This window comes from Dyadobacter bucti (genome assembly GCF_005869225.1).
Classification (GTDB): Bacteria; Bacteroidota; Bacteroidia; order Cytophagales; family Spirosomataceae; genus Dyadobacter; species Dyadobacter bucti.
Genome location: NZ_SWFP01000007.1, coordinates 98,827 through 124,085, shown reverse-complemented (window position 1 = coordinate 124,085; position 25,259 = coordinate 98,827). Strand labels below are relative to the sequence as shown.

The following is a 25,259-nucleotide window of genomic DNA, read 5'->3' as shown; positions in this document are numbered from 1 at the left end:
AGAATATATATAACATATAAAAATATTTCATCGTCTATTAATTATTCATAATAGCTACATTGATTAACAATAATCATGTTATATATATTCTAAAACAAAATGATTATATATCTTTGTTTTGCAAAGCACACACTTAATGGACAACCTCATTTTAGATCTTCCTTTCGACGAGGCGGACGGCTCACTGGTAGCATACGACTACTCGCCGTCCGGGGTGCATGCCGACGTAATTAATGGGAGGTTTTTAAAAGGAAGGGAAGGAAATTGTGTGATCTTTCCCGCCGCAGGCTACGTTGAGATTCTGACACCAATCATTGATTTTGATTCCACATACACGGTTTTCTTCTGGATTACCGCCACACCGACTATTTACGGGCCGACAAACACCTGGATACTAGTCAACTTCCCGGGCTTCCCCGAATTCAGAATTGACCTGCACACCAAGGCGGATACATGGACAATGATTGCCCTCGCACATAAAGAGGGGACTTATGCTGCTTACGTGGATGCAAGGCCCGTAGAGGTCAAATCCAGACCGGTAGAGTGGGGGACACCCACTGGATTCAGTGTTGAGAACGACAACGGGTACAATGAACCAGGATGGTGCAGCATCGATCTTTTCCGGGTTGTAGAGGGGAAGGCGCTAACTACCAACGATCTGATCCCAGTCGTTTCAACCTTCGCCAACCAAGTCAGATTTTCCATCAATGGAATGGACTTCAAAGCTTTGGGGATTACTGTTTCCAGCGAAAAAGGTTTAACAGATGGGTTGGAGCAAAAAGAATCTTCGGATCACGATTGGCTCGATGAGCACGGTTCGTTCGAAGATCTTGACGATATCCGTTATATGCCACGCGAAATTGAACTCGGCTGCTGGTTCTCTGCCATCGGAAAGGATGCTATGCTCAATACTCAGACGGCGATCAAAGACCAGTTCAAAAGGAACGGTACCCAAAGGCTCATGGTCGATATCGGAACCAAGCCATTGGTTTTTGAAGTCCATCACAAAGGCAAAATTGAATTCGATAAAAAATGGAGAGAAGGAAAAGCGTTTTGCACCTTCACACTAAACCTGAAAGAAAAACAACCCGTTAAACGGGTTCTCCGATACATCAAAGTTGACGACTCAACTCCGGATCTGGAAATCACACTTACTTCTTACAAGATGCTCGACATCTATTGGGGTGACGGCACCAACTCACGGGACGTCTATGGGACAAACCTACTAATCACCAGAAAATACACCTCACCAGGTACATATTATATCATCATCGCTGGAGTGATTGAGAAAATTGAAGCATTCACCACCAATGCCGTGATCGTATGGAACAAATTACTTTAATCAAGCCAGACGGGTCGCAGTATCCCCTTCAACGCGGTGTTCCTCTCACTTCCATAGAAAAGGCTGAGCAGGTTTGTGATCTTCTCGGTCAGGATATAGTCAATATCAGCTTCAAGAGCACAATGCATTTGGAAATGCAGCTCGGAATGAAGATCCTAGTATTTGGCCGGTACTATACACTGAATGTACTTCCGGAAGAACAGAAGGTAAGTGAAAGGGATTTCCGCTACATCTGCACCTTCGAAGGAGTCCAAAACGATCTGATGTCAAGCCGGTATTTCGACGCCGACGCAACCGGATTTTATCGGAGCAGTGATTTTTCTTTGACCGGAAATCTGGAACTGTTCATCGATGTTCTTATATATAATTGTAACCGAACTTTCGGGACGGGTGTTTGGCTAAAAGGCTCCGTGCAGTCAACCGACGTTAAAACTCTGACGTTTTCTTCATCCAATTGCCTTGCTGCCCTTCAACAAACTATCTGTAAAGAATTCGAAGTCGAGTTTGAAATCCTGCAAGTTGGGAACGTGAAAACGCTGAACGTTCAGAAAGCAGGCCAGATCCTTAATGACGTCTACGAATACGGACGGGGCCGCGGACTTTACACATTAACCCGCAGATCAGTAAAGGAAACTACTATCGTTACCCGGCTTTATCCCTACGGTAGCTCTGAAAACCTTCCTGCTGAGTACCGGAATTATTCGCCCAGGCTAAAAATAGGGGAGGCTGGAAGTGATTATATTGAAGACGAAGCCGCGATTGCTGCCTTTGGACTCATTGAAGGGGACAAGATTTTTGAGGAAGTCAAGCCAAGCTATGAGGGAACGGTAACCGCCAAGATCACGAATAATTACTATTCATTCCAGGATATTGATTTCCCCTTCGATCTTTTAGAAAAAGATGAAAATGGTCATAAGTACCTAGTTAATGGGAAATCTCCCAAAATCCATTTCAATACAGGGAACCTGGCCGGATATGAATTCGAGCTTGCCGAGGGTGGGTATAATCACGAGACATTTACGTTCACGATCATTGGATTCAAGGACGAAAAGGGTATGCCTTTCCCAAATACGACTGACCCAGCTTATCAAATCGATTTTAACGATAAGTATGTGCTCGTCGATATCATCATGCCGGAGATCTACGTTACAAAAGCGGAAGCGGCGCTCAGAACGAAAGCACAATTGTTCCTGGATGCAAACAAAGCACCTCTCGTTCAGTATTCACTTGACATTGATCCGAAGTTTTTAAAGGGCAAAACCTCGCCGGGTGTAATCCCTAATTTCTTTGATCTGGGCGATTACATCCAAATCAAGGACAAGGATCTGAATATTGATAAGGCGAGCCGGGTTACCAGGTTTACCAGGAATATTTTGGAGCCTTTTAAATATGTGATCGAGATCGCGGACAGTTATCAGGTTTCGACGATCACACGGGTGATATCGGACGTCAAGCAACTGAACAATATTGTAACTCTCAATGATCTTCGGAATCCAATTGTCGCCAAACAAAACTGGAAGTCTGCGCGGGAAACGATAAATGAGGCCTTTGATCCTGATGGATATTTAAAGGATGGGAAAATCCGAGCTGAGTCATTGGAGGCCGCGATCGCGCTGTTCGGCACCGAAGGGCAGCAGTTCCAAATCATCAACTCGGTTTTCATGCCCAATTACCTGGGCGACAAAAACCAGCTGCGTTATACGGCCGGCCAGCTCGTTCACCTTACAATTGAACCCGAGATCAGGACTTGGAACTTCAATGCGGCGTCGGTCGCTTTTGGAGATAACACCTTCAAATACATCTACGCCAAGTGCCCAAGGCAAGGGAACGCAGCGACCATCTTGTTTGGTGATAATAAAATCAAGACAAAAGAAGATCCGGTTTATTACCATTTCCTTCTTGGAATTCTCAATTCCGTTGACCCCGTCAGCCAAACCCGGCAAATGAACCTCACTTATGGGTTCACCCTGATTAGTGGGCGGTGGATAACGACCGGAGAAATCAGATCTTCCGACGGCAGCACGGGCTTTAACCTGGATACCGGGGAGCTTTACGGGAATCTGAAATTCCGGGCAGCAAACGGAATCAATAAATCAGTTTCGCAGCTTGAAACCGAAGTACTGGCTCTAATTGACGGGATCGCCGAACAAACCGACGGACAGGTTGAAAACTGGTTTTTGGAAGGAGCGCCGACTTTGACCAATGAACCCGCGATCAATTGGACAACAGCCGAGTTGAAAGAGGCCCACATCGGGGATAACTATTTTGATAACCTTTCAAAGAAGTCTTACCGTTTCCGCGTTTTGGATGGCACCTATTCGTGGGAAGAGGTAACCGACGACCGGATAACTCAGGCCTTGCTTCTAGCCAGCCAGGCAAAAGACACTGCCGATGGTAAGCGCCGGGTGTTTATTTCTTCGGTGGCGAAGCCAACTCCTTTCCCTCCGTATGATGTCGGCGACCTTTGGACAAACGGAACTGATCTTTTTGTTTGTAAGGTGACTAGGCTGACAGGCTCATATAATGGAGCGGATTGGGATGATGCGACGATTTACGACAATACGGTAACGGCAATTAATGGCGGCATAGCTGTTACTGGATCATTGTACCTCGCAAATGAAGACGGTACGATAAGAGCAGGAATTCAAGGCGGGGGATCTGGAGATAATGCAATCCGGTTATTTCTTGGTGCTTCACAAATCAATCAAGCATTCGCACCTCTGCGCGCTTTCAACGGAGGACATCTTGAAATCCGCAACAAGTTGGAGCTATTCAATTCTTCAAATGTTGGAGTAGGAGGGATCTGTGGGATAAACTCTCCCTCGGATGGAAATGTTTTGGCGTGGTTCGGGCCATCGTATGCAAATAGGGCAACTGCCCCATCTCGGTTTGAACTCGGCGGGAAACTGATTACCGCGTTAGCGAAGATAGGAGGATGGGAAGTCGATGCCAACGGTTTGACAAACCAGGATGGAAACGGTTATATCATTGCCAGGTCTTCGACAGCATCAAACCGGACTGAGGCCATGATTGGTGCAAATGTTTTTCCTTCAACTTTCGGAGGAAAAGGGGCGGCGATTTTCAGAGCCGAAGAAGCCGGTGGAGTCGGTAGTAATTTCGGCGCGGTCTTTTCCGCTAAAAATGCCCCACTTGGTTTTCAGAATTTTGCGATCTACGCGTCGAGTGGAAAATCAATGCTCCAAGAAGGTCTATTAAACGGAAGAGCCACCTATGAAGAAACAATCAGTACTTCCATCACTCGGGGTGTTGATCCAAGTCTTTATGACTTCATCGCGATCAACCCGACTGCCGGTGTGGTCGGGCTTGGCTTTCTCACTCCTTCAGGGCCAATAGCGAACGGTAAAGAAGTCTGTATCCTGAATGCTAACAACGCGTTCAACGATTTCTTTCTGGTGGGAATGATTCGCGGCGCTTCAAGTTTCCGGGTCAATGGGGGAGTGATGGTAGTTGTTCGTCATTATAACGGAAACTGGTATCAGCAGTCAAACCACGACAATAACTGGTAGGATTACTCAAATATATCGCTCATTGCCTCATCAAGCGATTCCTTATCAAACGAATTCATGTACCGCTCAGTCGTGAGAATACTTTTATGGCCCAGTGCATTTTTGATATCATACATGGTGATCTTATCTGATTTTTTCATCGATCGCCGGGCTTTATCGGCAAAAGAGTGCCTCGCCGTATGAAATGTGATTGACTTGTCCAGGCCGATTTGCGCCGAAAGCACCTTTAAGTTGTTGTTGATTTGTGAGGTCTTCCCTGAAATAGCAGTCTGAAGAAGTTCTCGGAGATGAAATCCCATTTTTTTCTTGTCTGCGTATGTCAGATACTTGGCATACTCGGCAGTGTTGTCTAACACCGGAAAGAGATAGTCTGTTGGCTTTGCGTCTGGGTTAGAATAAATGGCGAGAATATCTTTGGCCTTTTTATTGAGCGCAATGCTTTTTTGGTGGCCGGTTTTCGACATTTCGTATTCAAGGCGTCCGTCGGACGTAATATTCCCATGTCTCAATTGCATCAAGTCCGCAACCCTGATCCCTGCATTGTAATAAGAAAACAGGTACATGTTCCGGGTGTGGTACGGCCAATTGATTTTTTTGTCGGTTCTCAATTCAAGCTCTTCGAGTTTTTGAATTTGCTCGTCGTTCAGCCTTTGTTTTTTGCTTGGAAGTTCTGGGAGTGTATCGTGGGCCCGGAATGGATCTCTCTCTATTAAATTGGAGCGGACTGCCGAGATAAAGGCCGCATGGATTCGCTTAAGTATGTTATTGATCGTGACGTTTGAGATTTTCGTTGATATCAAGTGAATCTTGAATCGTTGGATATGATCGGTGTCAATCACATTCAATGGGGTGTTATCACCAACAAAGTTCTGAAACCGGGAAAACATCGATTTTGCACCATTATAATATATGTAAGCCTTTTCAACCTTCATTTCTTCCAGAACACTGTCTAGGTGCATTTTCACAGTAGTGACACCCTCATTGATGTAAGGCTTATTCATCTCCACAAGCACAGGAAGTCCTTTTTCTTCGATTTTTTCGACTCGAAGTTTCAATTGTTGAATAAATTCATCAATCTGATGATTTAGTTTTGCCTGCCTAGGGTTGATAGTCCTTACCCATCGACCATATTTCCCTTTCGCGTTGAAATGCTCTAACGGAATTGCAACGGAAGTTTTAAACCGTTTAAGTTTTCTGGCGACAGTGATCCTTACGAATACAGTATGAAAGCCATGTTTGTTGGGCTTTGGATTGATTTCAACATTGAACGAAGCCATCGGTATTACTGAAACATTTTACTGAAACAAAGAGGGATTTTGAAGTAAATTAAAATTAATTTCCGTTGATTACTCACGTTTGAAATAAATGAAAACAAACTTGTTTTGTGCATTTATAACTATTCATGTATTTGCGCGGTTAAGACGCTACGTCCTACTGAAATAGTTCTACTTTTCTGGCCCGATTTTTTTGGTTATAGTTTTGAATGAGAACCTTGCCAGGTTCTTCGTCAAGAAATAACCATTAGTAAGGCATAAAGGATATTCCGGGTGGGGTGATCCTTTTTTTTTGGGTAAAATATTACACAGTTGGGAATTTGATGACATAAAAAATGAGGCGGAATCGATTTCGATCCCGCCTCATTTTTTATATTAGAAAGAACAAGTATTTGATTTACAGCGTTCTTTTTACTTCACGTAATTCAAAGCTTTCAATAATATCACCGACTTCGATGTCGTTGTAATTTTTAATGCTCAAACCGCACTCGTAACCGTTTCTAACTTCCTGAACATCGTCTTTGTAACGTTTCAAAGAATCTATTTCGCCGGTATACAACACAATACCGTCACGTACCACGCGGATTTTATTGTTACGTTTCACATATCCGTCGGTCACATAGCAACCCGCAATTGTTCCAATGCGGCTAATCTTGAAGACTTCGCGTATCTCAATGTTTCCTGTAATAATTTCCTCGATTGTCGGAGCAAGCATACCAGTCATGGCGTCTTTGATCTCTTCAATCGCATTATAAATTACAGAGTAATGTCTGATTTCGATTTGATCCTGTTCCGCCATTTTCTTTGCATTGGAAGATGGGCGAACCTGGAATCCGATTACAATTGCATCAGAAGCAATCGCAAGGTTTACATCTGACTCGGATATCTGACCCACAGCCTTGTGAATGATATTAACCTGAACCTCAGAGGTTGATAATTGCAGAAGTGAATCAGAAAGTGCTTCCACAGATCCATCCACGTCACCTTTTACAATCAGGTTCAATTCACGGAAACTACCGATAGCCTTACGACGGCCGATCTCTTCCAGTGTAATATGCTTGCGGGTACGGATCGTCTGCTCGCGCTGTATTTGCTCCCGTTTGGTTGCAATATCCCTTGCGTCACGTTCATTTTCGAAAACGTTGAAACGATCACCTGCCTGCGGAGCACCATTAAGCCCCAGCAACTGAACCGGCATAGATGGTCCTGCTGTTTTCAATTTTTTTCCAAGATAATCGGTCATTGCTTTAACCTTGCCGAAATGAGCTCCGGCGAGCACAACATCTCCGACTTTCAATGTACCTGTCTCAACGAGGATCGTTGTCACATATCCACGTCCTTTATCCAAAGATGCTTCTACAACAGTTCCGATTGCACGGCGGTTTGGATTTGCCTTCAGTTCAAGTAATTCTGCTTCCAGAAGCACTTTTTCCAAAAGAAGATCAATACCCAAACCGGATTTGGAGGAGATTTCCTGAGTCTGGTATTTACCACCCCATTCTTCCACCAAAATGTTCATATTGGCAAGCTCTTCACGTATTTTCTCGGTGTTGGCACCGGCTTTATCTACCTTGCTAAATGCAAACACGATCGGGGCACCTGCTACTTGTGCGTGGTTGATTGCTTCACGTGTTTGGGGCATGATGCTGTCATCCGCCGCAATTACTATGATAACAACGTCGGTAACCTTCGCTCCACGTGCACGCATCGCTGTAAATGCCTCGTGACCTGGCGTATCCAGGAACGTTACCTGTTTGCCTGTTTTTGTTTTTACGCTATATGCACCAATGTGCTGGGTAATACCACCTGCTTCCCCACTGGCTACATTTTCCTGACGGATATAGTCAAGAAGAGAAGTTTTACCATGATCGACGTGACCCATAACGGTTACAATCGGCGCCCTTTCTATCAGGCTTTCTTCGGTATCAACTTCTTCAACTACATCATTCTGGACTTCTTCTTCTGCCGAAATAAAGGCAACTTCAAATCCAAATTCATCTGCAATAAATGTTATCGCTTCGGCGTCGAGTCGCTGATTAATGGAAACAAACATTCCCATGCTCATACAAACCGAAATAACTTCCTGCACTGTCACATCCATAAGAGATGCGAGGTCGTTCGCAGAAACGAATTCTGTAACGCGCAAGATCTTTGTTTCTTCATTGTCAAATCCGTTTGGATCGTTCTGATCAGCACGGTCACGACGACGGGCACCTTTTCCACGGGCAGTGTTTTTAGAATTGCTGCCACCCATGCGGGCCATTGTAGCTTTGATATTGTCAGATACTTCTTTATCTGAAACCTCTTCTCTTTTACCAGGGCGGCGATTATTAGTATTGCTTCTGTTGGCAGCAGGTCTGGCAGTACTTCCCTGCGCGCTTCCAGCGGCGGGTGTTACGCCTGGAGTGCCGGTTCCTGTGTTTGGTCTGTTGCCCGTTCTATTGCCAGCAGGAGGGACATTTGCTTCCTTAGGTCTTGTCGCCTGGTTGGGATCAGTCGAAGTTGCCGTTCCGGTTGCTGCAGGCCTGTTTTCACCACCTACAACCGAACCATCACGTATTCTTTTTCTTTTTCTGCGTCTCTTTTTATCCGCCGACGTATCGCTTGAGGCAACCGGGTCTTTCTTTTTAGCCTTATCAGATGGAAGTTCTATCTTACCAATTACCCGAAGACCTCTTAATTGTTCTCCACGAGCTTCTATAAGTTCAGATTCTCCCGATTCGGCAACCGGGGCAGTTTCATTTTCAGGAGCAGCCGCAGTTACCGATTGAGCGACCGGGTTTTCAACCAAAGTTTGTTCAGTTTGGGTCACTGCTGGTTCAGCAACAGGTGCTGTTTGCTCCGCAGGTTTTTCCTCAACTATTTCTTTAGGCACCACAGGTTGCGGAGTTTCGGCTTTCGGCTCTTCCTTTTCAACCTTTGGAGGAACTACCTCTTCGGTCTGCGGTTTCTGTACCTGCTCAACCTTCGGCTCAGCGGGTGTTAAAGGCTCCGGCTTCACTACTTCTTTCTCAATAACGACAGGATCCGGCGCAGCTACTTTCGCTTCTGGAACAACTTCTTTCGGCGTTTCAGCTTTTGGCTCCTCAGGTGCGCTTGCTACGGGCTGGGAAGGCGAAGCAGGGCGTTTGGGATCCAGATCGATTTTTCCTACTACCTTAATACCGGGCAGGCGGTTTTCAAAAGCAGGCTGCGGTTGTGTTTTTTCTTCAACAACAGGTTTTTCCTCCTCCTCTTTCGGAGGGGAGTTCCGGAAGTAAAGAATTCCGTCCACATCACTTTTGACTTTTTCTTCTTTAATCTCTACAGGTGTCTCAGCTTGTGCCGGTTTGTAGGATAAAGAAGATCTCAGGTCGTCAGATTTGAAATCCTTGGCAAGAAACTCGATTTGATCAGAATTAATTTTTGTATTCGGGTTTGTTTCCACCTTATACCCTTTGGCAGACAGATGATCCACAATCGTAGTTATTCCTACGTTCAGGATCCGTGCCACTTGGCTAAGGCGCATCATTTTATCTTCTGCCATATTAGCAATTAGTAGAAAAAGTTTTGCATTGATGGCTGAATCAACGATCAGGTTAATTCATCCGTTTAAATTATTCAAATTCCTTGCGAAGGATGTCGAGAATCTCTTCAACCGTTGCTTCTTCAAGATCGGTACGTCTGACAAGCTCCTCCTTGTTAAGTGCCAGCACGCTTTTGGCTGTGTCCAGACCAATTTTGTGCAATTCACTGATAATCCATTCGTCGATTTCATCAGAGAACTCCGTAAGATCGACGTCCTCATCATTTTGTTCTTCAATGTCACGGAAGACATCGATTTCCATTCCGACAAGTTTCCCTGCAAGTTTAATATTTTGTCCCCCTTTACCGATGGCCAGTGAAACCTGATCCGGTTTCAGGAACACCGAAACGCGTTTTGCATCTCTGTCAATCTGCATGGAACTCACTTTGGCCGGGCTCAGCGCTCTGCTGATAAGAAGTTCCAGGTTATCGGTATAATTGATAACATCTATATTCTCGTTCCCTAATTCACGTACGATAGAGTGGATCCGCGATCCTTTCATCCCTACGCAGGCTCCAACCGGGTCAATCCTGTCGTCGTATGACTCAACCGCGACTTTGGCGCGTTCCCCTGGTTCACGAACAACACGTCTTACTGAAATAATTCCATCATAAATCTCAGGAATCTCAACTTCGAACAATCTTTCCAGGAAAACAGGCGAAGTTCTGGATAAAGTGATTTTGGGAGAACCGTTGTTCATCTCCACTTTATGGATCACCGACTTGACGGACTCTCCCTTACGGAAGCGATCTTTTGAAATCTGTTCTGTTCTTGGCAGAGAAAGTTCATTGCCTTCACTGTCCATGATAATCACCTCATGTCTCAATGTCTGGTAAACTTCCCCGGTGATCATCTCCCCAACCTGGTCCTTGTATTTCTCGAACATGATTTCTTTTTCCATGTCCTTGATTTTCTGGATCAAAGTCTGGCGGGCTGTCTGAACCAGTCTGCGACCGAATTCCACCAGTTTTACTTCTTCGGCAACCTCTTCTCCAACCTCAAAGTCACTCTGGATTTTGCGGGCTTCGGCAAGCGGGATTTTATTATAATCCCAGATATCTTCCGAGTTGTCATCGACAATCTCCCGGGTGCGCCACATCTCTAGGTCACCGCTTTCAGGGTTAATGATTACGTCAAAATTATCGTCTGTACCGTATTTTTTACGAATCATTGTACGAAACACTTCTTCTAAAACACTGATCATCGTGGGACGGTCTATGTTTTTAGAGCTTGCAAACTCCGCGAATGATTCAATTAATATTCCGCTATCCATTGCTTATGTTAAAGAATATTTGCTGATACTAAATTAAACATATTATATAATTGATCACAAATCAGGAACATCCTGACTTCCAAGCTATTTAAAGGAAATTTCTACTAGTGCTTTCGAGATATCCCCGAGCAAAACGTCCCTGCGCAAAGAACTTTCATCCAGAGGAACCTTTGGTTTCTTCTTAGGTTCCGGAAGCCGGAGCGTGATCTGATCGGCATTTACCTCGCTCAGTGTGCCCGAAAAAGTTTCCCCGGTCTTTAAGGTAACTTTCAAATTTCGTCCCAGATTCTTTTGATACTGGCGAGGCAGCACTAGTGGTTGGTCCAATCCCGGCGAAGAAACTTCCAGCGTGTATGCTTCGGTAAAAACTTCGAGTTCTTCGAGTTGTTTTGCTAACCTCCTGCTAATCGATGTGCATTGCTGAATTGTAATTCCTTCATCACTATCAACAAGAATCGTTATTTTTTGACTTACCTTAGAAGGCTTAAAAATGATATCTATAAGGAAACAATTGCCATCTTCCAGAAGGGGGATGAGTAAAGTTTCTAAATGTTCTTTAATTGTCATGTAAGGCTTACCGCAAATAAAAAAGGGGATTTAAGCCCCCCTCAATCAATCGATCAAAATAGAATTGAATGCAAAGGTAAAACTATTTTATCATAAGTACAAGTGATGGTGATGTCTTCTAAATTGATATCCTTCACCTATTTTTGCAATGAATTTGAATTATAAATGAATGAAAGGCGTAAAAAAGTTTTTGTGGTTTTTATATAAATGCTTTGTTTTTTATACTCTACTGGTTTGCATACTTATTTTTTGGAATCCTTTCTCTGGCTGGCTGGCGGGATTCATGATGATGTCGTTCCCTGTGACCATGATCATTCATCTCGCTTCCGTTCCGATATGGTTTCTCGTTGAGAAAAAAAAGGCATTGTTGCCGCTTTCCATGCTGCTTATAGGCTGTATTTTCCTGCCGAGAACTTATGCGTTTAATAAAAATACCCTAACAGAGAGCAGCCCGGAAAACGAAGCTTCATTTAAAGTAGTGAGCTATAATGTGCGTTCTTTCATGCGCAATTTCTCGCCGAGGGACCGTTGGGTGAAACGCCAGATCAGGGAAGCAAAAGGATGGATCAAGGATTCGGGTGCTGATGTGGTTTGTCTTGCAGAATATTACGAAGACGATTCCAAGCTTCTAAATGTTAGCGAAACGTTAAAAAGTGGTGGTTATAAATATCATAAATTTTATGGTAGAAGTAACGGGCACAAGTTGCTGCAGCGCTCGGGACTTGCCATGTTTTCCAAACATCCCATCATAGCAAGCAGGGACACTGTATTTGAAGCCCAAAATGGTATGATCCAGGCTGATATCAAAATGGGTGCTGACACCGTAAGGATCATCGCCCTGCACCTTTATTCCATGACCCTACAGTTGAGCAACCTTGTTCATCAAAAAGAAATGGACGGAATGGCCAGAGAGGGTAAGATTACATTCAGACAGATGAGAAAGGGTTTTGTAAGACGTGCCGGAGAATTGGCAGTACTAGAATCGTGGATCAGGGAGTCTCCTTACCCGACGGTCGTTTGCGGTGATTTCAATGAAGTCCCCTACGGTTATGTGTACGGCCGGATGAGAGAAATAATGGGCAATAGTTTTGAGGAAAAAGGTCAGGGGTTCGGATTTACATATAATCATCTCCCTTACTTTATACGGATCGATCATCAATTTTACAGTAAAGAAACGCTCCGCGCTATTGATTTTACGACATACAGTAAGATAAAGTATTCTGACCATTATCCGATATCCGGCGTGTATTCATTACGCAGACCGGGCGACACCAGAGAAGAAAACTAGTGGAAATGTCGGAGGAGACGGGCTGATGTTGGCTAATATTTGATCCTCAAACTATCGAGGTCCCTGGGGGAAACGGTAGGAGGGAAAATGCCATGAAGTATTTTATTCTCCACCAGTTCGCCGGTTTTAATAGCAGATTCTTCCGTGTCAAATCCTTTTGTTCCACTTACGCCAGGAATAAACTGCTGCTCAATAATAATCGTCGTGTCCTGGTAAATACGGTATCCCCAGCCAGTCTCTTTGTGAAATGACTGTACCTTTAAATTGCGAAGGCCTTCGCTGCCGGAACCTGGATTTCCCTTCCGGAGAGGAAGAAGAAAATAGGCTGCAACTGCGAAGGCCAGTAAGGAAATCAGTACAATGCTGAATTTATTTTTTTTAATCACCGGTTAATTGTCATCATCGTCCTGGGCAGCAGTAGGATCAAATGCCCAAAAATCATCCAGTCCGTTTGAGCCTGTAGAACTTCCCGTACCGAAATAGCCAATGTTTCCGACTGAGAACCCACCAGCAAATCCTCTTCCGCCCGATGGGAAAGAAGCCACCTCTGTCCAGGTATTTGAACCAGGAACATATTCCCATACATCAGATTTACCTGCACCACCTACTACATAGGCTTTTTCATTAATAACCAGCGCGAGCGCATGTGACCTTGCAGGGAAGTTATCGATTTGAGCTGCATCATGTACAATTTTCGTCCACGACCCTTGTCCTCCATTACCGGCAGGATCAAAGCTGTAAATATCCTTCGTCTCAGCCGAAGAGTTGTTTACCCCAAAACCCACATAAGCTTTGTCACCTACTGTAAAGGCAACCGCACCTCTGCGCTTTCCACCGGTGAAAGTGGCAATTTCGCTCCATTTATCTGTGGTTGGATTGTATTCGTAGAAATCCTGATAGTAATTGCTTCCATTTAATCCCAGGCCGACATAAGCACGGTTATTTACAACAAATGAAGTTGCATACTGACGGGTTCCACCCAAAAAATCGGCTATGGGAGACCATTTATTTGTTGCAGGATCGTATTCGTAGAAATCTTTTTTGTAACCGCCATCGGCAGCCGTTACCACACCATCAAATCCTGCGCCTACATATGCTTTTCCGCCCAATACGAAGGAGGCAGCATCATATCTTCCGCTTCCCGGGAAAGGAGCTACCTGTGACCAAATTTTAGTGGTGGCGTCGTACGACCACATATCTTTTACACGAGGTGTCGTTTCGTTTGTTAAACCTGTCCCGATATAACCTTTATTGCCGATCAGGAAGCTCACGGAGCGGGCTCTTGCAGACCCACCGAAGTTGGGAATTCCGTTCCTGTACCAGTTTCCTAATTTATCCGCCTCCGGATCATCATTTTTGCAGCTAAATTGAACGAAGACAGTAGAAGCGACTAGAAGGGCTAACGAAGTCTTTTTTAAGGTATTAAACATGTAAAGAATATGGTTTGACTAATTGTTACAAATGAAACTGGGAAAAAAAATGTTTTTGGGGTTAATTAATCTGCAAGCATTGTGCCGTTAAAAACCGGACATGGAAGCTGAATTTTTTTGCAAACATAACATGTTGATACTGCTAAGTAAAATTATAAGTTATTTTTTGTCTAAAAGATTGACTTGTCCGGCGATTTTCCAACGTACAATTAGAGTTCTATGTTGTTATAACGAGCTACCGAAGGGCTAAAAAGTTGCTCCCAATAGCCTGTCATTTATTTTTTCATGCGGCCAGCATTTCAAACTAGTCCTTTGCTTTTGACGTTTTTCTCAAAATTTGCCACTTTTTTATGATTCCCGGCGTACTGATAACTGACGTCTGACAATGATTTTTCTGGTTTTGGTTTCTGTTAAATCATGTCAATGTGTGCGATAAACATCGTTTTTCCGTTAAGTATTAATCTTTACGTTCACCGGGCGGGTTTTGTTGCAACCGATATTATGGTTACAAATTTGTCCCCAATTCTCTGAATCATGTTGTAATTAACTTTGCATGTGATAATTTTGCACTTTTTACTGTCTTGCACTAAATGAAATTTATTTCTTATTCTTTCAAAGGGTCTTCAACGGTTTCCAAACTTCTGGTAATATTTGGTTTAACGGTTTCATTGGCGGGTTGTCAGTGGGGAGAAGAAGTAGAATCTCTGATACAGCCCGATCCGGATGAATTTACGGTTTTGTTTTCTGATACTTCTGCGGTGAAGCTCTCGACGTTCTTTACCGATTCAATGATGACAGGAAGCACAGAGCGACATCTGGTTGGGAGATTTGCCGATCCATACCTTGGTAAAATACAAGCTGCGGCTTATTTTCAAAATGCCCCCGAAAGTGGTATCACGATCCCGGACCTGGCAGAATATGATTCGCTGACATTAAGTTTGAGGTACGACACTTATTCATATGGTGACACAACCGTCCCGCTGAACATTTCAGTTTACAAGGTTTTAAAGGATCTTTCGGAGTATAGTTCGGTATATAATATTACAAAATTGCCGTTTGATGCGGCCCCACTCGGTAAAATTAAACTGATACCGAGACCCCGCACCAGCAATAATGTAAGGATCAAATTGTCGCAGGCTCTTGGTCAAGAAATCTTTGAGAAAGCGCAAAATAATCAGATTACTTCCGCCTCCGCCTGGACCAATATTTTACAGGGGCTTTTGGTGAAGGCAGCCGACACGGACAACGCCTCGGTTATTGGATTTAAAGATACTGCAACAGCTATACGGCTTCACTACCACACCATTGATGTGGATGGTCTTAAAAGAGACTCGCTTAATGTGAAATTAAGTTACTTGTTTAACCAGATCATTCCGGATAGAACAGGTACGCTTCTGGCCAAGGCTCCGACTACCCACAGGATTGCACTTCCCTCGGAACAGACTGGTAATAAAGCATTTATACAGGCAGGGCCGGGAGTAATGACAAGGGTCGACTTCCCCAATCTGCAATCTCTCAAGTACTATAAATATTCTGTCATAAACAGGGCTTTTTTGAGAATAACACCTTTCCAGCTTTCGGTCACAGATCAGCTTCGAGCACCGGCGCAGATCTTCGTCTATATTTGTGATAAGAATAACGAATTTATTGTCAATCCTTCGACTGGTACGCCTTTACCCCTTTATGATCTGAATTCGACTACAGTTCAGAACCCGAAGCCGGTGGTGGGAACTTACGTAAACGACCTTATCAATAACACCCAATATTATCTTTTTGATGTAAGTTATTATGTGTCAAATTTGATGAACAGCGGTTTGCAGGACGGCACAGGCTTGGTTTTGCGTAGTTCGGCGTTTACCGGTTCTTCGGGTTTTCCGGAAGCTAACTCGGAATTTAGTAAGAGTGTCGACAGGCTCGTGATCGGTGATCAAAGCACTGGCATTAAAAATTTGAGGCTGGAATTGTTTTACACCGTCGCGGACTCCAAATAGCAGTGTAAATACTGAGAATGAAGCGGTTCTTCCCAAGTCTTACCATGGGAGGAACCGCTTTTTATTACATAATGACGCCTTTCTTAGGCAAAATTTTCTCAGGAATCTTTGGGGCGCCGATCATTTCCAGCAGATTGATTTCAATTGTCCTGCAAAGGGAAGTCATGGGTATATCGTTCGGGCCGTTTTCAAATGGATTTTGCATGATGTAAGCAATCCATTCGACGTAAAAGAACAGGAAAGAAATCGTAAAACTGATAGGGATCGCTATCCTGCCGATGCTTTCAACCAAGCCCATTGGTAATATCAGCGTGAATATAAAGATCACAAAGTGGACGAAAAAGCTATATTGTGTAGGGAAGACGGTGTTTTTGATGCGTTCGCATTTTCCCATAGCGTCACAGAGCCTCTGGATGGTCTGATCCAGGTTCTGATACAAAAGAGTCTCGATCTTGCCTTCCTCGTGTAAATCAGAATATTTGATCTGAAGCAGGTTAAGAATGGCATTCGGGATATTGTCCTGTGCCGAAGCGTAATCCAGTTCCGACGATTCCAGATGGAGGTCGGCATAGACCAGTACCGGCTCTTTTCTTAAGGAATTCGATAGGGCGTAGCACCAGGCAATCTGCAAATGGGTAATGTGCGAAACATGCTGATCTTTTTCTTGCCTGGGGGCAGAAATAAACGACATTGACTGCCTGACGAGCGTGCGGCTGTCATTAACAATTTCTCCCCAGACTTTTCGGGCCTCCCACCAACGATCATAAGCAGAGTTGGTCCTGAAACCCAGGAGCAGCGAAAGGGCAGTTCCGAGAATGGTGATAATGGATATCGGAAAGGAAAGAAAATGCCAGTTATGATAGCTGAATAAGTAGAACACCAGCGTAGCATAAGCAGTAACCACCATGAGCGCGGGCCATATACCTTTCAGTAATCGCCAAATGGAAAAAACCTGCTTTATATACATAGAAAAGTTAAAAGGATGTAGATAATTGTTTTAAAAATTAGTCAGAAGAAATAATTTATCCAAAGCGGGAATTGTCTCTAAAAAAAGCGGGACGCAAAATGAATTTCTGCGTCCCGCTTTAACATCTTTATATGATATCTATGCCAACGTTGGCCCCGGCGTTTCTGGATTTTCCTTCTGTTTTTTGCCCATTGCAATTTTTTCAATTGCCACAAAAAGAACGGGCACTACAAATATGGCCAGAGACGTAGCAGCCAGCATACCCCCAAATACCGTCCACCCGATCGTTTTCCTCGATTCCGCCGCAGCGCCGCTTGCGAAGGCTAGCGGAAGTACACCCAGGATAAATGCCAGGGAGGTCATGATAATTGGCCTTAACCTGAGCTGTACGGCTTCGAGCGTGGCTTGTACCAGTTCCATTCCGCCGTCGACGCGTTCCTTGGCGAACTCCACGATCAGGATCGCATTTTTCGCTGCCAGACCGATCAGTGTGATTAAGCCGATCTGTGCATAGATGTTGTTAGACAAATTGGGCAGGAATGTCAGCGTAAGGATCGATCCGAATGCACCGATAGGTACTGCAAAAAGAACCGAAAACGGAATTGACCAGCTTTCGTACAATGCAGCCAGGAATAAGAATACAAATACAATGGAGATTGCAAAAATCGTGGTTGTACTGTCTCCCGCCTTGATCTCTTCACTACTCATACCAGAAAACTCATAGCTGTAACCGGCCGGCAGGGTTTGCGCCACTTCGCGAAGGGCTGTAATTGCCTGACCACTACTGAAACCTGGTTTCGGAGTACCATTGATTTCTACAGAACGATAAATGTTATAATGTGAAATCAATGCTGGGTTCTCCACCACTTTGGAAGTCACCAGCGTGCTGAGCGGGATCATATTGCCTTCCCGGTTGCGGACATAGAACTTTTCAATCTTGTCGAGCGACGACCGGAAGCTGCTGTCGGCCTGTATCATCACACGGAAGTTCCGTCCGTAAAGGTTGAAGTCATTTACATAGCTACTTCCCAGTAATGTCGATAGCGAACTGAAAACATCTGAAACCTGTACTCCAAGTTTTTTGGTTTTGTCACGATCCACGTCAATCTGGTAGCTAGGTGTCCTTGCATTGAAGAAAGTATAAGCCATCGCAATTTCAGGACGCTTGTTTACGGCGGCAAGGAAATTACGCGTTACCGTTTCAAACTGCTGAATATTATCGGTACTGGTCGATTGTTGCAGCTGGAAAGTAAAACCTGAGGTTGACCCAAGACCGGGAATGGCAGGCGGCGCAATAGCCAGTACGCGGGCTTCCTTAATGTCTGCCGTACGTTTCTGAATTTCTTTGATCACTGCCTGCACGTGGTGTTCTGCGCCCTTTCTGTCAGCCCAGGGTTGCAAGTTGACAAACATAGTACCGACATTGGATTTGTTGGAAAAGCTGATGATGTTAAGTCCGGCCAAACCACCCACTACACGAACCTCGGGAATAGATGACACGCGTTGCATAATATCTTTGATCATCTCAACATTCCTGGTTGTCGAAGTTGCTTCCTGCATTTCATAAGTTACAAAAAGACGTCCCTCATCCTCAACAGGAATGAATCCGGAAGGTTTGTTTTTAAACAAAAAGAATAGTCCAACAAACAGGCAAACCATCATAACGAGTACCAATGGAGTTGCCTTGATCCATTTGGAAACCCCGCGGGTATACGAATGGGAAACTTTCTCAAACCAGCGGTTAAACCGGTCGAAGAACTTTTCAAGCCAGTTCTTTTTATCAGCTTCACCCTTCGATGGGCGGAGCATGATCGAACATAAAGCAGGTGTCAGGGAAAGCGCAACAAATGCTGACAAGAGAACCGAAACAGCGATGGTGATTGCAAACTGCTGGTATAATCTTCCCACAATACCAGGAACAAAACTAACCGGCACGAATACAGCTGCCAGGATCAGTGCAATGGCAATTACAGGCCCGGAAATATCTTTCATCGCCTGGATAGTAGCATCTTTTGGCGACATTTTCTTTTCATCAATGTAATGCTGGACTGCTTCTACCACCACAATGGCATCATCGACCACAATACCGATCGCGAGTACAAATGCGAAAAGTGTAAGCGTATTCACGGTGAAACCGAACGGGATAAAGAAGATAAATGTACCGATCAGGGAAACAGGAATAGCCAGGATCGGGATCAGGGTAGCGCGCCAGTTCTGTAAAAACAGGAACACAACAATTACCACCAGGATCATAGCTTCCGCAAAAGTGTGAAGTACTTCCTCAATAGAAACCTTTACAACTGTCGCAGTTTCCGTTGGGATTACGTAGTCAATGTCTTTAGGAAAGGTTTTCTTCATTTCCGCCAGGGCCTTGATCACACCTTCGTAAGTATCCAGCGCATTGGCGCCGGGCGCTTGATAGATCAGTACGAAAGCAGCAGGTTTTCCGCTTACGAAAGCATTGATACCGTAATCAAATTTCCCAAGCTCCACACGCGCAACATCACGCAGGTAAACCACGCTTCCGTCAGCGGGAGAGGCCCGCACGATAATATCTTCGAACTGTTCTTTGGTATTTAACCGGCTGTTCGTCAGTACACTGTACTCGAAGCTCTGTGCAGTTGGCTGGGGGTTTCCACCGACAGTACCAGCCGCTACCTGAAGGTTTTGTTCCGCCAGTGCAGCTGAAACATCCGAAGGCGTCATGCGTAGATTGGCAAGCTTGTCCGGGTCAAGCCAGATCCGCATACCGAAGTCATCGGCCCGTGATATAATGTCTCCAACACCTTTTACACGCTGTAAAGCATCTTTCAGGTAGATATTGGCATAGTTACCGATAAACTGAGAATCATGCGTCCCGTTCGGGGAATAAAGCGCAAGCGCGATCATAATACTTGGCTGCCGTTTTCTCACGGTCAATCCAAGCCTTTTAACAGCATCGGGCAATGTTGGTTCCGCTACACTTACGCGGTTCTGAACATCAAGTGCCGCTATATTCACATCCGTTCCAACGTCAAAAGTAACGTTAATGCTACTTTGTCCGCTACTGGTACTGTTGCTCGACATATAAGTCATACCAGGTGTACCGTTGATCTGCGTTTCAATCGGTGTAGTAGTGGTCTGCTCCACCGTCTGCGCATCGGCCCCGGTAAAGTTACCTGTGATGGTCACCGTGGGCGGTGTTACATCGGGATATTGGGCAACGGGTAATGTGGTAAGGGCAATCAAGCCCACAAGAACCAGCACAATAGAAGCAACAATTGCTGTGACCGGTCTCTTAATGAAAATATCTGCAATCATTTTTTACGGGTTGTTATGAATAGTAAAAGGAGGAAATTATTATTTACCTTCTTTGATAACCGCGCCTTCTCTCAGGTTCTGAACACCTTCCACGGCAATTTTTTCTCCTTCTTTCAGCCCTTCTTTAACGATAATGTTAGCACCAAGGGGCTTTCCCAGCACAACTCTGCGCTGGCTCACTTTACTACTGTCGCCCGCAACATAGACGAAGAATTCGCCAAGCTGTTCCGTGACGGCTTTATAGGGAATTACTATGGATTTAGCGGACGTATTATTGAGAACCCTCACTTTCCCGCTCATACCCGCACGCAGCCGATTGTCCTGGTTAGGAAAAACAAGGCGGGTTTTGATAGTCCCGGTTTGGGGATCCACTGCACGGTCGATCAGGGCAACTTTGCCGCTTGCCGGATACACGTCATTTCCGAACTTAAGGGTAAAAGTAGAGTCGGCGGGTTTGTGGTTCTTCATCAGATTGGTGAACCTGTAAATCTCAGACTGGTCAACATTGAAATCCACAGCGAGCTGACCGTCCGTAGATACCGTATTCAAAACTGTCTGGCCGGCCGAGACGGCTGCACCTGTCTTCACTGCCGAAATCCCGATTATACCATCAAAAGGTGCAAGAACTTTGGTGTAGCGCACGCTGGTCTGAACCGCCTGAATATTTGCTTTTGCAGCTTCTGCTTGCCTTTTTGCTACTTCCAGTGCTGCGTCTGCATTGTCGACAAGCTGTTTTGCGACCGCGTCGTTCTTTTCAAGTTCATGGTACCGGTCAGCGTCTTTCTGTGCTTTCACCAGATTCGCCTCCTGTACATTCAGGTTTGCTACCGCCTGATCATAGTTCGCAGTATACAACTGGGCATCGATAGAGTACAGAAGCTGTCCTTTGCGTACTCTTGCTCCGTCCGTAAAATGTACACCGGTTACAAAGCCTGTCACCTGTGGCCGAAGCTCGATTTGGTTCAGGGAAACCACAGTCCCAGGGTATTCGTCATGATAAGCAGCGTCAGCTGATTTAACGTCGACAAGCGTTACCGGAACCGCTTGTGGCTGAGTAGGTTGTTGTTGCTGATTTTTATCCCCGCAAGAAGCCAGGATAAATGTAAGCAAAGCAAAAGAGCTATATTTCATAATATTTAAAAACATATCATCAATGTATTTATAAATCAAAAAAGAGGTGGACAGGATCAATAATTCATTTGGCCCAAAGCCTTTTGTACATCTATTTTGCTCGCCAGTACCTGGTACAATGAATTGTAGTAATTGATTCTGGCCAGACGCAGATCAGTTTCAGAGGTTACCACTTCCAGGTATGTTTTGATACCGGACTTGTACTGCAACTGGATCACATCATAGACTTCCCTGGCGAGGTCCACATTTTCTTTTTGTGCTAAAAGATTCGTGAGGTTACCCTTGTAATTGGCCAATGCCGAAGCATATTCCGAATTCACATTGGTTTGCAGGCCTTTGATGTCCCAGTCAAGCCTTTTGATCTGCCACTCGGCGGTTCTGGTATTGGCTTTTCTTCTTCCGCCCTGGTACAAGGGAAGCGAAAGAGTCACCAGGCCGAATGAATTAGGGTAATTGCGGCCATACAGCTCTGAGAACTGGTTGTTTTGGAAATTCAGGTTGTAGGCGCCGTTCAGTGATACATTAGGCAAATAACTCCACTTGTTATACTGCAAATTTGCTTCCAACAGCTTTTTCTGGGTACTTAACAACTGGTATTCGATCCGGGAAGTAAGATCAACATTCTGATTGGTGTCCAGCAAAATCTCTCGTTCCATCTGCAGGGTATCATAGCTGATCTGTAGTTCTTTGCCGACCGGATAACCCATCAGGGCCTTCAGGTATTCTAGCTTGGCTTTCAGGATTTCCTCGTTACTTTTCTTATTGGCCCTGGTATTGTTCAGAGAAATTGTGGCACGTTTGAAATCTATTTTATCCGCGATGCCTGATTTATATTGGTTCTCGGCATCTTTCAAGCTTCTTTCTAGCCTGACAATGTCCTCCTGGGCAACATCAATCTGCTGGGTGGTGGCCAGTACATCATAAAATGCCTTGGAAACATTCACAGCAATATCCGTTTTGTTGGCGGATGTATTCTGGCTGGCTTGCAGCAATACGTCACTTTTTGTCCGATTTGCGAGAAGGACATCCCGGTTAAAGATCTGCTGGGACAAAGTGAATTGTGCAGCCGAGATGTTGCTCACGCCCAGCTTCACAGGGTTCCCTGCTATGATACTGGTTTGCACTATGAAATTGTGCTGCAGATTGTAGTTAAAATTGATCTGCGGATACCAGTCGGCGAGCTTGCTGCGTACCTGGTTTTCTGTTATGCGCTCGTCGATAATCGATTGTTGAACGACCGGCTGGTTTTTTATTGCATACTGTACGACATTTTCCAGGGTGGCCTGTTCCAGGAGTGGTGCATTGTTTGTACTTTCCTGAATGGCCTGCGAGAAAATAGGACAAAAAGAATTCAATAATAAGAAAGCCGAGCTAAGCGCTAAACGCATTGTTTTTTGTGGCTTAGACCAATACTTCATGTAGTTATAATTTTTATTTTGAGTGGAGAATGAAAATAACCCTGAGGTTATAAGGCGTCGATGTAACCGAATTGGTTTAAATGTTTGTATTTCAGCTGTCTGAAGGAAGGTGCCTGGAGAATGGTGAGGGCTGGACAGGATTGGTTGACAAATTCATTACATGTAAAGGTTTAAGTATTATTTTGTTTCCATCGGTGACATAGTAATTATAAACGTTACTGGCCCATCATCACCGATTGTACTTACTAAGGATTTATGTGAAAGAATAGTTTCATGTAAATCATGAAAATACCTGCTCTGTGTTATACTTTCTTAGAATAATCTATTTTGCAAGAAGAATCGTAATGAAATATGGTTCTGTCCGGATCATCACAGTCCGGGAGAGCTACAATCATTAAAAAGTTTTAGGAAAAACTGTAGGAAAAAGGCTTAGCTGGCCTGCGGTCTGAGCTTGTCTTCGGGCCAGATTGCTTCTATCATCCAGGCGAATGTGATCACGAGTGTGCAGCCGATCAGATTAAGCCACAGGAAAGCAGTGAGATCATACATATAACTGATGATCACAAACACTTCCCCTAGCAGGCTACCCCAGAAGACGGCCCTGCTGCCAATGTTCTTAAAGTAGAAAGCGACCAGGAAAATTCCGAGAATTACGCCGTAAAAAAGAGACCCAAGGATGTTCACCGCTTCGATCATGCTGCCGAGGCGTGAGGCATACTGGGCAACACAGATGCAGAAAACACCCCAGAAAAAAGTTGCCCATCTGGAGGCTGCGACATAATTTTCTGTCTCCCTATCTTTCCGTAGGATTCTTTTATAAATATCCACTATTGTGCAGGAGGCCAGTGAGTTATATGCTGCTGCCACAGAACCCATCGATGCCAGGAGAATCACAGCAATGAGTAAGCCAACCATTCCTACCGGCAGGTAATCAATTACAAAGCGAAGAAATATATAGTTTACATCATTTACTTCACTTCCGTTTGCCTTCGAGAGTAATGTTTCGGCTTCTTTCCTAACAGCTTTTACATCTGTTTCGATATTGCCCAGTATCACCCTTGAATTTTCGATGGCTGCTTTATTGTCTGCCTTAACAGCCTGCGTCAGCGCCATTACGTGTTGATGTTTGCCCGCCTGGATTTGATCATGTTTTTTCTCAAGATCCGTATACGCTTTGGCATATTGCGTGGTTTTGATTTTGTCCACGGCAGTCTGATTAAAAAACAGCGGTGGGTTCGTGAACTGATAAAACGCGAAAACGAGGACACCGACCAGCAGGATCAGAAACTGCATAGGGATCTTTAAGAGGCCGTTCATGGCCAGTCCGAGCCGGCTTTGACCTTCGGAACTGCCGGTAAGGAATCGCCCTACCTGCGATTGGTCTGTTCCAAAATAGGATAGCTGTAAAAAGAACCCGCCTATCAGTCCGGACCATACGTTATACCGGCTATTGAGGTCAAATGTAAAATCTATGAGGTTTACCTTGCCCATCTTACCTGCCACATGGAGTGCGTCGGTGAAAGAGACATCCTCGGGCAAAAACTTGACGACCATGATGCCTGCTACTACCATACCGACCGTGATGATAGCCATTTGTTGTAAATGTGTATGTGAAACTGCCCTCGACCCCCCGGCAATTGTATACATCATCACAATACCTCCCGAAATGATGTTTGTCCAGGTAATGTCCCAGCCCAGTATTGCTGATAGGATCAATGAAGGGGCGTAGATCGAAAGCCCGGTCGACAACCCTCGCTGGAGCAAGAATAAAAAGGCAGTAAGTCCGCGTGTTCGGAGATCAAAACGCCCTTCCAGAAACTCGTAGGCCGTAAATATTTTGAGCTTGTGAAATTTAGGAACAAAAGTGATACAGAGTACCACCATGGCAAGAGGCAACCCAAAATAGAATTGCACGAAGCGCATACCGTCTGTGTAAGCCTGACCCGGGGCGGATAAAAAAGTGATGGCGCTGGCCTGGGTAGCCATGAGTGACAAAGTCACATGGTACCATGGAAGAGACTGGTTTGCCAGTAAAAATGAGTTCATGGTGTGCTTTTCCCTGCTCCGGAAAATGCCATATACAACTACAAAAATCAGGGTAAGTGAAAGTACAATCCAGTCAAGGTAGTTCATTGAAAATGGGTCATGAATAAATAAAAGAGGGCAATTAAGAGCACGAGTGTGCC

15 protein-coding genes are annotated in these 25,259 nt (G+C 44.7%); 4 read left to right on the top strand and 11 right to left on the bottom strand.

The window, feature by feature from the left end; translation table 11 throughout:
* Window positions 1-136: 136 nt before the first annotated feature.
* Window positions 137-1,342 carry a hypothetical protein gene (locus FBF61_RS22190; protein WP_138481500.1) on the top strand — a complete coding sequence of 402 codons (1,206 nt, stop codon included), beginning with the start codon at window positions 137-139 and terminating at the stop codon, window positions 1,340-1,342.
* A complete protein-coding gene (locus FBF61_RS22185; protein ID WP_138481498.1) occupies window positions 1,324-4,869 on the top strand; it encodes a phage tail family protein in 3,546 nt (1,181 codons plus the stop codon). Before FBF61_RS22190 ends, FBF61_RS22185 begins: the two co-directional genes overlap by 19 nt.
* A gap of 2 nt (window positions 4,870-4,871) precedes the next feature.
* Here FBF61_RS22185 and FBF61_RS22180 read toward each other — a convergent pair whose 3' ends face one another.
* The 4 genes from FBF61_RS22180 to rimP all read right to left on the bottom strand — a co-directional run bounded on the left by FBF61_RS22180 (window position 4,872) and on the right by rimP (window position 11,548).
* The gene (locus FBF61_RS22180; protein ID WP_138481496.1) at window positions 4,872-6,146 is read right to left on the bottom strand and encodes a tyrosine-type recombinase/integrase; all 1,275 of its coding nucleotides are present in this window, start codon (window positions 6,144-6,146) and stop codon (window positions 4,872-4,874) included.
* Window positions 6,147-6,540: 394 nt separating this feature from the next.
* A complete protein-coding gene (gene infB, locus FBF61_RS22175; protein WP_138481494.1) occupies window positions 6,541-9,669 on the bottom strand; it encodes a translation initiation factor IF-2 in 3,129 nt (1,042 codons plus the stop codon).
* 70 nt (window positions 9,670-9,739) lie between these two features.
* Window positions 9,740-10,981: a transcription termination factor NusA gene (gene nusA / locus FBF61_RS22170; protein ID WP_138481492.1), complete on the bottom strand. Its 1,242-nt coding sequence runs from the start codon at window positions 10,979-10,981 to the stop codon at window positions 9,740-9,742.
* A gap of 84 nt (window positions 10,982-11,065) precedes the next feature.
* Window positions 11,066-11,548 (bottom strand): ribosome maturation factor RimP, encoded by a 483-nt coding sequence (rimP, locus tag FBF61_RS22165; RefSeq protein WP_138481490.1) that lies wholly within the window; start codon window positions 11,546-11,548, stop codon window positions 11,066-11,068.
* 169 nt (window positions 11,549-11,717) lie between these two features.
* On the opposite strand from rimP, the gene FBF61_RS22160 reads away from it, so the two are divergent.
* Window positions 11,718-12,836 carry an endonuclease/exonuclease/phosphatase family protein gene (locus FBF61_RS22160; RefSeq protein ID WP_138481488.1) on the top strand — a complete coding sequence of 373 codons (1,119 nt, stop codon included), beginning with the start codon at window positions 11,718-11,720 and terminating at the stop codon, window positions 12,834-12,836.
* Window positions 12,837-12,868: 32 nt separating this feature from the next.
* Here the strand turns inward: FBF61_RS22160 and FBF61_RS22155 are convergent, their stop codons facing one another.
* Both FBF61_RS22155 and FBF61_RS22150 read right to left on the bottom strand, forming a co-directional pair.
* A complete protein-coding gene (locus tag FBF61_RS22155; protein WP_229215175.1) occupies window positions 12,869-13,222 on the bottom strand; it encodes a DUF4907 domain-containing protein in 354 nt (117 codons plus the stop codon).
* A gap of 3 nt (window positions 13,223-13,225) precedes the next feature.
* Window positions 13,226-14,266, bottom strand: a complete 1,041-nt coding sequence (locus tag FBF61_RS22150; RefSeq protein ID WP_138481486.1) for a Kelch repeat-containing protein — start codon at window positions 14,264-14,266, stop codon at window positions 13,226-13,228.
* 590 nt (window positions 14,267-14,856) lie between these two features.
* Here FBF61_RS22150 and FBF61_RS22145 point away from each other — a divergent pair.
* On the top strand, window positions 14,857-16,257 hold the full coding sequence (locus FBF61_RS22145) for a DUF4270 family protein (protein WP_138481484.1): 1,401 nt from the start codon (window positions 14,857-14,859) through the stop codon (window positions 16,255-16,257).
* 64 nt (window positions 16,258-16,321) lie between these two features.
* On the opposite strand, the gene FBF61_RS22140 is transcribed toward FBF61_RS22145, so the two are convergent.
* The 5 genes from FBF61_RS22140 to FBF61_RS22120 all read right to left on the bottom strand — a co-directional run bounded on the left by FBF61_RS22140 (window position 16,322) and on the right by FBF61_RS22120 (window position 25,206).
* The gene (locus tag FBF61_RS22140) at window positions 16,322-17,224 is read right to left on the bottom strand and encodes a bestrophin family protein (protein WP_138481481.1); all 903 of its coding nucleotides are present in this window, start codon (window positions 17,222-17,224) and stop codon (window positions 16,322-16,324) included.
* Window positions 17,225-17,362: 138 nt separating this feature from the next.
* Window positions 17,363-20,524, bottom strand: a complete 3,162-nt coding sequence (locus tag FBF61_RS22135) for an efflux RND transporter permease subunit (RefSeq protein WP_138481479.1) — start codon at window positions 20,522-20,524, stop codon at window positions 17,363-17,365.
* Between the two features lie 39 nt (window positions 20,525-20,563).
* Window positions 20,564-21,655 carry an efflux RND transporter periplasmic adaptor subunit gene (locus tag FBF61_RS22130; protein WP_374756629.1) on the bottom strand — a complete coding sequence of 364 codons (1,092 nt, stop codon included), beginning with the start codon at window positions 21,653-21,655 and terminating at the stop codon, window positions 20,564-20,566.
* A 56-nt stretch (window positions 21,656-21,711) separates the two neighbouring features.
* Window positions 21,712-23,073 (bottom strand): TolC family protein, encoded by a 1,362-nt coding sequence (locus FBF61_RS22125; protein ID WP_138481475.1) that lies wholly within the window; start codon window positions 23,071-23,073, stop codon window positions 21,712-21,714.
* A 429-nt stretch (window positions 23,074-23,502) separates the two neighbouring features.
* Window positions 23,503-25,206 carry a sodium:solute symporter family protein gene (locus tag FBF61_RS22120; protein WP_138481473.1) on the bottom strand — a complete coding sequence of 568 codons (1,704 nt, stop codon included), beginning with the start codon at window positions 25,204-25,206 and terminating at the stop codon, window positions 23,503-23,505.
* Between the last annotated feature and the right edge of the window lie 53 nt (window positions 25,207-25,259).